This is a genomic window from Roseateles sp. P5_D6 (genome assembly GCF_054049415.1).
On the sequence record NZ_JBFUMK010000003.1, the window covers coordinates 137,301 to 148,694 of the forward strand.

Sequence of the window (11,394 nt, forward strand, 5' to 3'; positions counted from 1 at the left end):
CAGTCAGCCAACCTGACCAAGAATCTGTACTGCCATGCCCACCGGTACACACCCTCCCCTGCAGCGCGGCGCCAGCCTGCCGCTCGCCGGCCAGTTGGCTGAGCGCTATGCCCAGCGCATCCGGGAACGCCTGCTGCTGCCGGGCGCCCGCCTGCCGTCGGTGCGCGACTGTGCGCGCCAGCATGGCGTCAGCCCGCACACCGTCGTCGCCGCCTATGACCAGTTGCAGGCCGCGGGGTTGCTGGAGGCGCGCCGCCAGCGCGGCTTCTTCGTGCGCGAGAGCCGCCCGGCCACCACTCGCGCCGCGCCGCGCCCGCAGGCCATGGCCATGCCGCGCCAGGCGCCGATGGATGCGACGGCGCTGATCCGCGGCATGTTCGAGGCCGACGCCGCGCGCTCACCGGGCCTGGGCACGCTGCCGGCCGACTGGCTGGACCCGACGCTGCTGCAGTCCGCGCTGCGCCGCCTGCATGCCGCCGACTGCCTGGCCCTGCAGGTCGGCTATGGCGACCCGATGGGCGACGACCGCCTGCGCGCGGCGCTCTCCCAGCGCCTGGACGACCTCGGCATCCACGCTGTGCCGGCACAGATCCTGACGACCAACGGCGCCACGCACGCGCTGGACCTCATCATCCGCACCCAGTTGCAGCCCGGCGACGCCGTCCTCGTCGACGACCCGGGCTGGGCCGTCATGTTTGCCCGCCTGACCCAAGGCGGCATTCGCCTGCTGCCGGTTCCGCGTGGCGCCCAGGGACCCGACCTGGAGGTACTGAGCGCGCTCGCCGCCGCCCATTCGCCGCGCGCCTACCTGACCGTGTCGGTGCTGCACAACCCGACCGGCCACAGCCTCAACCTGGCCAGCGCCCACAAGCTGCTGCGCCTGGCCGACGAGCACGACTTCTTCATCGTCGAGGACGACAGCTACGGCTTCCTCGCGCCCGAGCACCTGCCGCGCCTGGCGGCTCTGGACGGGCTGCGCCGCGTCATCTACGTGTCGGGCTTCTCCAAGGTGCTGACGCCGGCCTGGCGAGTCGGCTACCTGGCGGCCGCGCCCGAGCGCCTGCACGCACTGACCGACACCAAGCTGCTCGATGGCCTGACCAGCTCGGCCGTGCTCGAGCGCGCCGTGGCGCTGTGCCTGGAGCAGGGGCGGCTGCGCCGCCATGCGCAGCGCCTGCGTGAGCGCCTGGCCACCGCGCGCCAGCGCATTTCGGCCCTGGCCACCAAGCAGGGCTTCGCCTGGGCTGCGCCGCCGGACGGCCTGTTCGGCTGGCTGGACGTCGGCGTCGACACCGAGCGCCTGGCCCAGCCCCTGCTGGACGCGGGCTGGCTGATCGCGCCCGGTGCCCTCTTCAGCGCCACGCGCGCCCCCGGCTCGCTGGTGCGCATCAACATGGCCACCTCGCAGGACCCGGCCTTCTGGCGCGAGCTGCGCGCCGGCGTTGACGCCTTGAAAGGCCGCGCCGCGCTCCCCTAGGTTCATCCCCCTTGTTCGCTGGAGCAACCCCTGGGCGCTTGAGCGGCGCTGCACCGCAGCCTGGACGGGCGGGTCGACTTGGCGAGCTGGCAGTCGCATGTCGGCCGGCAGTTCGAGGCGGATGGCCACGCGGTCACGCCGCAAGCGCTGAGAGCCGATTTCTGCCGCCTGCAGGGCTGACAAAAAGTTCTCACTCCACCCGGACTTTTTCAAGGAGCCGCGCTCGGGCCGCCGGCAGAATCCGCGTCGCCCGGCGCCGCTGCGGCGCCCGATGTGGACATGAGCAACTCCTTGAAATTCCTTGTTGTAGACCCCCTTACCGGGGTTCAGACCTTTGCACGCCAGCTGCTGCAAAGCCGCGGCTTTGCCGCCGACAGCATCCTGTGCTGCGCCGACACCGAGGCGGCCCTGGCCCAGGGCCTGCTCTTCAAGCCGCATTTCCTGATCACCGATTGGTTTGCCAAGGCGCCACTGAGCGGCATCCAGCTCTACCAGCGCCTGCGTGAGGTGCAGCCATCGCTGCATCTGTCGTTGCTGAGTTTCGAGGTGACGCCCGAACACCAGTTCGAGGCCGAGGCGCACGGCGCCGACTTCCTGCTGAAGAAGCCCTTCACCGCCGAGCAGCTCAAGGCGGAGATGACTCGCTCACTCGAGGCGCTGGCCAAGCGCTCGCCCGGCCTGCATGGCCAGGTGCGCGAGGCGATGCGCGCGGCCAAGCCGGCGCCGCGGCCGGCGTTGCCCGTCATTGCGCCCCAGCCCGTCATCAAGCCGGGCGACAAGGTGCGCTTCAACGGCGCCGTTCACGTGGCCCAGTACGTCGTGCACCGCCACGGCGAGACCGTGGTGCAGCTCAAAGGTCAGAACGGCTTTGTGTCGCTCGAGAAGCTGCAACCCGCCTGACATCAAGTCCCCTCGCCCAGTCCCGCCCCGCTGAACGCGGGCGCGCCTGGTCGGTCCCCTGGGGGGACGGCGATGCTCACGGCATCGAGCCGTGAGCACATCGCCCGACGGGCCGGCTAGGGAGCGGCCCGGCGCTCGGCCCGGGCAAGGCACGACTGCCGCAGCACTCAGATCACGACGATGAGGATCATCAGCAGCGGATAAGGCAGGGCCACCGTCGGGCGCAGCGCGCTCTTCAGGTATTGCGTCACCAGGCCCAAGCCGCGCGGCCGGCTGGCGAGCCAGTCGCTGTGCAACTGCATTGCCACCGCCCCCTCGCCCGACTTCAGCCCCGCCTCGACAACGAGCAGGCGATCGCCCAGCCGCCCCTGGAAGGTCTTCAGCACGCCCTCCTGCAGCCACAGCAGGGCCAGCAGCGCCAGGGCCAGGGTGTTGTCCGGCACCAGCACGGTGGCCGCAAACGCCACCAGCTTCACACCCAGGGCCAAGGCCTCGTAGCGCTCGTGCTGCGCCTGCAGGGCCAACCATTCCTGGTGCAAGGCGTTCACTTCGCCTCCAACAGTTCCCACCGCTCCATCAGCACCAGCAGCTCGGCATCGATGTCGGCGGCGCGGTCGGTCACCTCGGCGATGCGGGTCGCGCCCTGCGCGTACAGCTCGCTACCGGCGATCAACGCGTTCAGCTGCGTCTGCTCGGCCTCCAGCGCGGCGATCTGCTTGGGGATCTCGTCGAGCTCGCGCTGCTCCTTGTAGCTGAGCTTGCGCTTGGTCGCGACGACCAACGCGGGCTCGGGCGCGGGCGGCGGTGTCGGAGCAGCCGCGGCCTTGGGTGCGGCCTGCGCCTGCAAAGCCGCGGCGCGCCTGGATTGCAGCAGCCAATCCTGCACGCTGCCTTCGTACTCGCGCCAGCGCGCGTCGCCTTCATAGACGATGGTGGACGTGACGACGTTGTCCAGGAAGCGCCGGTCGTGGCTGACGAGGAAGACGGTGCCGTCGTACTCCGCCAGCAGCTCCTCCAGCAGCTCCAGCGTCTCGATGTCGAGGTCGTTGGTGGGCTCGTCCAGCACCAGCACATTGGCGGGCCGTGCGAACAGGCGTGCCAGCAGCAGGCGGTTGCGCTCGCCACCGCTCAGCGTTCGCACCGGCGAGTTGGCGCGTGCCGGCGAAAACAGGAAGTCGCCGAGGTAGCTCTTGACGTGCTTCTTCTGGTTGCCGATCTCGATCCACTCCGAGCCCGGGCTGATGGTGTCGGCCAGCGTCGCGTCGAGGTTCAGCGTGTCGCGCATCTGGTCGAAGTAGGCGACGCTCAGCCGAGAGCCCAGCCGCACCGTGCCGCTGTCCGGCGCCAGCTCGCCCAGGATCATCTTCAGCAGCGTCGTCTTGCCGGCGCCGTTGGGGCCGATCAGGCCGACCTTGTCGCCGCGCAGGATGGTGGACGTGAAGCCGCGCACGATGGCGCGATCGCCGTAGCTCTTGGACACATCCTCAAGCTCCGCGACGATCTTGCCGCTGGCGCCACCGGTGTCAATGTCCAGCCTCACCTTGCCCTGCACATCGCGCCGCGCCGCATGGGCCTGGCGCATCACTTCCAGGCGCTGGATGCGCGCGACGGAGCGCGTGCGGCGCGCCTCGACGCCCTTGCGGATCCAGACCTCCTCCTGAGCCAGCAGCTTGTCGAAGCGCGCGTTGAACAGCGCCTCGTTCTCCAGCTCATAGGCCTTGGCGGCCTGGAAGGCAGCGTAGTTGCCCGGGTAGCCGCGCAGCTGGCCGCGGTCCAGTTCGACGATGCGGTTGGCGACGTTGTCGAGGAAGGCGCGGTCGTGGGTGATCAGCAGCAGCGAGCCCTTGAAGTCGTTCAGCAGGCCTTCCAGCCAGGTGATGGCGTCCAGGTCCAGGTGGTTGGTGGGCTCGTCCAGCAACAGCACGTCCGGTTGGGCGACGAGGGCCCGGCCCAGCGCGACGCGCTTCTTCAGGCCACCGGACAGCGTGCTCACCAGGCGCGAACCGTCCAGGCCCAGGCGGTGCAGGGTCTCCTCCACGCGCTGCTCCCAGTTCCAGGCGCCGATGTGCTCGATGCGCTCCTGCACCCAGGCCAGGTCATCGTTCTCATCATGGATCTCGTAGCGCTCGCGCAGCGCCTTGTGCTCGGCCACGCCCTCGCTGATGACGTCGAAGATGGTCGCGTCGCCGCGCAGCTCGGGCTCCTGCGGCACATAGACGTTGGTCAGGCCTTGCTGCTGCTGCAGCAGGCCGTCGTCGAGCTTCTCGAGGCCAGCCAGGATCTTCAGCAGCGAGGACTTGCCGGTGCCGTTGCGGCCGATGAGGCCGACGCGTTCGCCGACTTCGAGAGAAAAGCCAGCACCGTCGAGCAGGGCGACGTGGCCGAAAGCGAGGTGGGCGTTGGAGAGGGAGAGGACTGCCATCCCTCGATTGTCCCTCGGCGGTTCAAACGGCCCTCAGCGACGGCGTTGCCGACAGATGGCCCAGCACCTGCTCCATGACCGCCGGGTCGTTGAGCAGGCGGCGGTGGCCGAGGTTCTCGGTCACGTGCAGGCGGCCCGCCGCCAAGCCGGCCAGCAGGGTCTCGCTGCCGGTCAGTGGCGCCGTCAGATCGCCCCGGTCATGCACCAGCAGCGTCGGCTGGTTCACGCGCACGCCCAGCCAGCCGGGCTCGAAATGCCCCAGCGATGCGCCCTCGCTTTGCTCGATACGGCCGCGCATGCGCGCCGCCAGACCCTCGCCCGTGCCCATGGCCTGGGCGAACCAGCGCAGGAACTGCCAGGGTGGGGGCGCCAGCGCGATCAGCGCCGCCCGCCGCACCGGCAGGCCACGCGCCAATGCGTGGGACAGCGCCATCGCCCCCAGGGAATGCGCGACGACCCCATCCCACGGCCCGAAGCGGGCCGTGACGGCGAACAGCGCCCTCACCCACTGCAGCAGGTTGCTGCGCCAGCCGCTGCTGCGGCCGTGCGCCGGCAGGTCCAGCAGCACGGGCTCGAAGCCGGCCACCGCCAGCGTGTCGGCCAGCGGCCGCAGCTGCTGGGCATCGCCGGCCCAGCCATGGGTCAGCAGCACCTTGGGCCGGCCCGGTTCGCCATGCTCGATATCGCTGCGCTGCCAGACGCTGATGTGGCCACCTTCGAAGGGCAGTTGCCGCTCCACCCAGGGCCGCGGCACGTCCCGCGAACGGGCCAGCCATTTGGTCGGCATGGGCGTGAAGAACAGGCGCAGCGCCACGCGCGCGCCGAGGTCGGGCGACAGGCGATGCAGGCCACGCAACAGCGCCGCGATGCCGCGGGCGGTGGGCGAGGCGTAGAAGGCAGCGGCGGGGTTGTGGGAGGTGGTCACAGGGGCTCCATATTTCGCACGACCGTGCGACGAAAAGGCAAACGAAGAAGATCAGCGGGCAAAGGCGTCATCGATCAGGGAAGGCAGTCGTTCAGCAGGCGCTGCCAGGCACGCTCGGCGCGCTCACCGGCACCGGGGTCGCGCAGGAAGCGGGCGTCGTGCAGCAGGATGATGAAGATGGCGTCCATTTCGAACACCATCTGCTCGGCGTCGAGGTCGGCACGCAGATGGCCCGCTTCAACCGCCTGCAGCACGGTGCGCCGCAGCGTCGCGCGCCAGCGCAGTACACCGTCCAGCAGGTGCTCGCGCACCGGGCCCTCGCGGTCGTCATACTCGAAGGCACCGGCCGTGTAGAGGCAGGTCTTGTGGCGGTCGACGTCGCTGGCCCAGGCCAGCCAGCGGCGCATGACGGCCTGCAGCCGCGGCAGGCCGCGGGCCTCGCTCATGGCGGGCACGAAGACGGTCTGCACAAATCGCCTGTCGAATTCCAGCAGCACAGCCAGTTGCAGTTGCTCGCGCGAGCCCACGCGCGAAAACACGCCGCTCTTGGACAGGTCCAGCCGCTTGGCCACCTCACCGATGCTGATGCTCTCCAGCCCCTCGGTCACGGCCATGTCGAGTGCCGCGCCGACGATGGCGGCCAGCGTGATCTCGGCGCGTTCGCTGCGGGTTTCCATGCCCGCAATTTAGCACGACCGTGCGGGCCTCCGCTAGGGTGCCATGTGCGGGGTCTTCGCGTCCAGCACGGCTTCCGGCTCCTCGGCCTCGGCCGGCGTCTCGTTGTCCAGCACAGCCTGCAGTCGAGGCATGTCCAGGTCACCCGTCCACTTGCCCACCACCACCGTGGCGACGCCGTTGCCCACCAGGTTGGTCAGCGCCCGCGCCTCGGACATGAAGCGGTCGATGCCCAGGATCAGCGCCAGCCCCTCGACCGGCACATGGCCGACGGCCGACAGCGTGGCTGCCAGCACGATGAAGCCGCTGCCCGTCACGCCGGCCGCGCCCTTGGAGGTCAGCAGCAGCACGCCCAGCAGCGTCAGTTGCTGCATCAGGGTCATCGGCGTGTCGGTCGCCTGGGCGATGAAGACGGCCGCCATCGTCAGATAGATGGAGGTGCCGTCGAGGTTGAAGGAATAGCCGGTCGGGATGACGAGGCCGACGGTGGACTTGCGCACGCCGAGGTTCTCGAGCTTGGCCATCATGCGCGGCAGCACCGATTCGCTGGACGACGTGCCCAGCACGATGAACAGCTCTTCCTTGATGTACTTGATGAACTTCCAGACCGAGAAGCCATGCAGCCTGGCGATGGTGCCCAGCACGATGAAGATGAAGATCAGGCAGGTGGCGTAGAAGGCACCCATCAGCTTGGCCAGCGAGACCAGCGAGCCCAGCCCGTACTTGCCGATGGTGAAGGCCATCGCACCGAAGGCGCCAATGGGCGCAAGCTTCATGATCATGCCGACGATGGCGAACAGCACGTGCGAGGTTTTCTCGATGACGTCGAACACCAGCGTGCCACGCCCGCCGAAGCGGTGCAGCGCAAAGCCGAACAGCAGCGCGAACAGCAGCACCTGCAGCATCTCGCCCTTGGCGAAGGCGTCCACCACCGTGGTCGGGATGATGGCGAGCAGGAAGTCCACCGTGCCTTGCAGCTTGCCCGGCCCGGTGTACGCGGCAATGCCCTTGGTGTCCAGCGTCTTGGGGTCCACATGCATGCCGTCGCCCGGCTGCAGCACGTTGACGATGATGAGGCCGACGATCAGCGCGATGGTGGACACGGCCTCGAAGTACAGCAGCGCATAGCCGCCGGTCTTGCCGACACGCTTCATGTCCTCCATGCCGGCGATGCCCACCACCACCGTGCAGAAGATGATGGGCGCGATGATCATCTTGATCAGCTTGATGAAGCCGTCGCCCAGCGGCTTGAGYGCCTCGCCCGTCTGTGGCCAGAAGTGGCCGATCAGCACGCCGATGAGGATGGCTGTGATGACCTGCAGGTACAGCGAGCGGTAGAAAGGCTGGCGGCCGGTGGCAGCTTGCATGCGTGTCTCCATCAGTTCTTCGAGCGGAACTGGCTTCGGCGGCAGCTTAGGTGCGAAGGCCGGCGGCGGCGACTGTGGCTTCCCACAAGAATTGCAAAGCCGGCGCCCAACCCCCTAGAACAATTGGCTCGCGTGGTGGCGCAGGTGGTCGCCCATGAAGCTGGCGATGAAGTAGTAGCCATGGTCGTAGCCGGCATGGCGGCGCAGGGTCAAGGGTTGACCCTTGGCGGCGCAGGCGGCCTCGAAGGCTTCGGGGTGCAGTTGCTCGGCCAGGAATTTGTCGGCCTGGCCCTGGTCGATGAGGATGCCCTCCGGGTAAGGGGCGCTGGCCTGTGACTGCATCAACGCGCTGGCGTCGTGGGCAGCCCAGGCGGCCCGGTCCTCGCCGAGATAGCCACTGAAGGCTTTCTGGCCCCAGGGGCATTGCATGGGTGCGGCGATGGGCGCAAAGGCCGACAGTGACGCGAAGCGGCCGGGATGGCGCAACGCCAGAGTCAGCGCGCCATGGCCTCCCATGGAGTGACCGAACAGGCCGACGCGCGCGAGCCCGGTTTCGCGCTGCACCAGCGGCAGCAGCTCTCGCATCAGCCAGCTCTCCATGCGCCAGTGTTTGGCCCACGGCTCGCGCGTCGCATCGAGATAGAAGCCCGCGCCGACGCCGAAATCCCAGGCCTCGCTCTCGCCTGCCACGCCGGCACCGCGCGGGCTGGTGTCGGGCGTCAGCAGGGCCAGGCCCAGCTCGGCCGCCAGCGCCTGCGCGCCGGCCTTGATCGCGAAGGTCTCCTCGTTGCAGGTCAGGCCCGCAAGAAACACCAGCAGCGCCTTGGGCTGCGGCGGCAGGAAGAGCCCGAAGCGCATGGGCAGGCCAATCTCGGCCGAGTCGTGCTGGTGGAAGCGCTGGATGCCGCCAAAGCAGCGGTGTTCGCTCAGGATCTGCATCAGTGCCCGCCCGGCCGCCCGAAGGGCACTGACGCCCCCTCGGGGGGCAGGAAACGAAGTTGACGTGGGGGCTTCATGCCCACAGTGTGGCCGCAGAATTCGCAGGATGTCCCAATTCCAGACCTATCTCGTCGGCGGCGCCATCCGCGACCGCCTGCTCGGCCTGCCCGTCAAGGACCATGACTGGGTCGTCGTCGGCGCGTCGCCGCAGGACTTGGCTGCAGCCGGCTAYCTGCCCGTSGGCAAGGACTTCCCCGTCTTCCTGCACCCCGACACGCGCGAGGAAGTGGCCCTGGCCCGCACCGAGCGCAAGACAGCCGCCGGCTATCACGGCTTCGCCTTCCATGCCGCGCCCGACGTGACGCTGGAGCAGGACCTGGCGCGCCGCGACCTGACGATCAACGCAATGGCCCAGGACGAGCAGGGGCGCCTCGTCGACCCCCACGACGGCCAGCGTGACATCCGCGACAAAGTGCTGCGCCATGTGTCGCCCGCCTTTGCCGAGGACCCGGTGCGCATCCTGCGCCTGGCCCGCTTTGCGGCGCGCTTTGCGGACTTCACGGTCGCGCCCGAGACCGTCGAGCTGATGCGCGCCATGGTCGCGGCCGGCGAGGTGGATGCGCTGGTGGCCGAACGCGTCTGGCAGGAGCTGTCGCGCGGCCTGATGGAGAACAAGCCGTCGCGCATGTTCGAGGTGCTGCGCCAGGCTGGCGCGTTAGCGCGGCTGCTGCCCGAAGTGGAGGCCCTGTTCGGCGTGCCGCAGCCCGAGGCCCACCATCCCGAGGTCGACACCGGCATCCATCTGCTGATGGTGCTGGACCAATGCGCCCGGCTGAAGGCGCCGCTGACCGTGCGCTACGCCTGCCTGTGCCACGACCTCGGCAAGGGCACGACGCGCAAGGAAGAGCTGCCGCGCCACATCGCCCATGAGAAGCGCAGCGAAGACTTGGCCCGCAAGGTCAGCGCGCGCTGGAAGGTGCCCACCGACTGCCGCGAGCTGGCCGAGCTGGTCGCCCGCGAGCACACCCATGTGCACCAGAGCCAGGGGTTCAGCGCCGAAGCGCGGTTGCGCCTGCTGGAGCGCTGCGACGCCTGGCGCCGGCCCGAGCGTTTTGCCGAGATGCTGTGGGCCTGCGAATGCGACGCCCGCGGCCGCCTCGGGCTGGAGGACCGCGACTACCCGCAGCGCGAGCGCCTCGCTGCCGACCTGGCGGCGACGCTGAAGGTCGACCTCGCCGCCGCGAGCGCCGAGGCCATTGCGCGCGGCGCCAAGGGGCCGGACATCGGCCGCGCCGTGCAGCGCGCGCGGCTGGCGGCGCTCAATGCCAGCGTTAGTTAGGGCCCTGTGACGCCCAAGCCCGCCTCAGGGCTTTGCGTTGCTTCACCGGCGTGAAAGCGATCGCATGGCTAAAGTCAGTGGTTTTGCTCCCGGCGCCAGAGTCGGCGCCGGAGCGGGCCGTCGAGAAGCAAGTCGAACAGGACGCAATGATGAAGTTGGCATGGGGTAGCAGCGCTCGGCTGGGCATCTTGGTGGCACTGGGCATGGCACTGGGCGGTTGCGGCCAGTCCAACAGCCAGACTGCGGTGGCCACGCCGCCGCCGCCCGAAGTGGGCGTCGTCACCGTCACGCCGGGCCGTGCCGACCTCGCCGCCGAACTGCCCGGTCGGCTGGAGGCCTTCCGCGTCGCCCAGGTGCGCGCCCGCGCCGCCGGCATCCTGAACAAGCGCCTCTTCACTGAGGGCAGCGACGTCAAGGCCGGCCAGGCGCTGTTCGAGATCGACGCCGCGCCCTACCGCGCCTCCCTCGCCAGCGCTCAGGCCACGCTCGCACGCGCCGAAGCCAATCTGCTGCAGGCCCAGTCGCTGGCGGACCGCTATGCACCGCTGGCCAAGACCCAGGCCGTCAGCCARCAGGAGGCGCTGAGCGCCCAGGCCGCGGCCGGCCAGGCCAAGGCCGACGTGGCTGCCGGCAAGGCCGCCGTRCAGACGGCGCAGATCAACCTCGGCTATGCCGCCGTCACCTCGCCCATCTCGGGCCGCATCGGCCGCGCCCTGGTCACTGAAGGCGCATTGGTGGGCCAGGGCGAGGCCACGCCGCTGGCCATCGTGCAGCAGATCGACAAGCTCTATGTCAACTTCACGCAGTCGGCCGCCGAGGTGATGCGGCTGCGCCAGGCGCTGGCCGATGGCAAGCTGCAACGTGCGGGCGGCAAGGACGCCGCACGCGTGCAGGTGCTGCTCGAGGACGGCAGCGTCTACGCCGAGACCGGCAAGCTGCTGTTCTCGGACTTGAGCGTGGACGCCGCCACCGGCCAGATCACGCTGCGCGCCGAGCTGCCCAACCCCAAGGGCCTGCTGCTGCCTGGCCTGTATGTGCGCGTGCGCCTGGCCCAGGCCGAGGTCAGTGACGCCGTCTGGCTGCCGGCACAAGCGGTGGCGCGCGGCGCGACCGGCGAGACCGTGCTGGTGGTGGCCGACGACGGCGGCGTCAGCGCGCGGCCCGTCAAGCTGGGCCCGGCCCAGGGCGGCAACGCGCTGGTGCTGAGTGGCCTGAAGGCCGGCGAGAAGGTCATCGTGGACGGCCTGCAGAAGGCCAAGGCCGGCGGCAAGGCCCGCCCGGTGCCATGGGCGCCAGCAGCAGCATCGGCACCGGCCGCAGCGCCTGCATCGGCCGCCTCGAAGGCCTGAC

10 protein-coding genes are annotated in these 11,394 nt (G+C 69.6%); 4 read left to right on the top strand and 6 right to left on the bottom strand.

Translation table 11 applies throughout. The annotated features are described in order from the left end of the window. Window positions 1-34: 34 nt before the first annotated feature. Both ACXJKM_RS04740 and ACXJKM_RS04745 read left to right on the top strand, forming a co-directional pair. Entirely contained in the window at window positions 35-1,477 is a 1,443-nt protein-coding gene (locus ACXJKM_RS04740) for an aminotransferase-like domain-containing protein (protein WP_056205578.1), read from the top strand. Window positions 1,478-1,756: 279 nt separating this feature from the next. Continuing rightward, window positions 1,757-2,377, top strand: coding sequence for a response regulator (locus tag ACXJKM_RS04745; RefSeq protein WP_457322890.1), 621 nt, complete (start codon window positions 1,757-1,759; stop codon window positions 2,375-2,377). 167 nt (window positions 2,378-2,544) lie between these two features. Here the strand turns inward: ACXJKM_RS04745 and ACXJKM_RS04750 are convergent, their stop codons facing one another. From ACXJKM_RS04750 to fghA, 6 genes are all read right to left on the bottom strand, one after another. Beyond that, window positions 2,545-2,925 (bottom strand): hypothetical protein, encoded by a 381-nt coding sequence (locus tag ACXJKM_RS04750; protein WP_056205581.1) that lies wholly within the window; start codon window positions 2,923-2,925, stop codon window positions 2,545-2,547. After that, window positions 2,922-4,799 carry an ATP-binding cassette domain-containing protein gene (locus tag ACXJKM_RS04755; protein WP_457350606.1) on the bottom strand — a complete coding sequence of 626 codons (1,878 nt, stop codon included), beginning with the start codon at window positions 4,797-4,799 and terminating at the stop codon, window positions 2,922-2,924. Before ACXJKM_RS04755 ends, ACXJKM_RS04750 begins: the two co-directional genes overlap by 4 nt. A 22-nt stretch (window positions 4,800-4,821) precedes the next feature. After that, entirely contained in the window at window positions 4,822-5,724 is a 903-nt protein-coding gene (locus tag ACXJKM_RS04760; protein WP_056205586.1) for an alpha/beta fold hydrolase, read from the bottom strand. Window positions 5,725-5,798: 74 nt separating this feature from the next. After that, window positions 5,799-6,401 (bottom strand): TetR/AcrR family transcriptional regulator, encoded by a 603-nt coding sequence (locus tag ACXJKM_RS04765; RefSeq protein WP_457322887.1) that lies wholly within the window; start codon window positions 6,399-6,401, stop codon window positions 5,799-5,801. Between the two features lie 33 nt (window positions 6,402-6,434). After that, the gene (locus ACXJKM_RS04770; RefSeq protein WP_457322886.1) at window positions 6,435-7,766 is read right to left on the bottom strand and encodes a dicarboxylate/amino acid:cation symporter; all 1,332 of its coding nucleotides are present in this window, start codon (window positions 7,764-7,766) and stop codon (window positions 6,435-6,437) included. 114 nt (window positions 7,767-7,880) lie between these two features. Beyond that, entirely contained in the window at window positions 7,881-8,705 is an 825-nt protein-coding gene (gene fghA, locus ACXJKM_RS04775) for an S-formylglutathione hydrolase (RefSeq protein WP_457350608.1), read from the bottom strand. A 106-nt stretch (window positions 8,706-8,811) separates the two neighbouring features. Here fghA and ACXJKM_RS04780 point away from each other — a divergent pair, with 106 nt between their 5' ends. Both ACXJKM_RS04780 and ACXJKM_RS04785 read left to right on the top strand, forming a co-directional pair. Beyond that, entirely contained in the window at window positions 8,812-10,044 is a 1,233-nt protein-coding gene (locus ACXJKM_RS04780) for a multifunctional CCA addition/repair protein (RefSeq protein ID WP_457350610.1), read from the top strand. Between the two features lie 146 nt (window positions 10,045-10,190). Beyond that, window positions 10,191-11,393: an efflux RND transporter periplasmic adaptor subunit gene (locus tag ACXJKM_RS04785; protein ID WP_457350612.1), complete on the top strand. Its 1,203-nt coding sequence runs from the start codon at window positions 10,191-10,193 to the stop codon at window positions 11,391-11,393. Window position 11,394 lies beyond the last annotated feature (1 nt).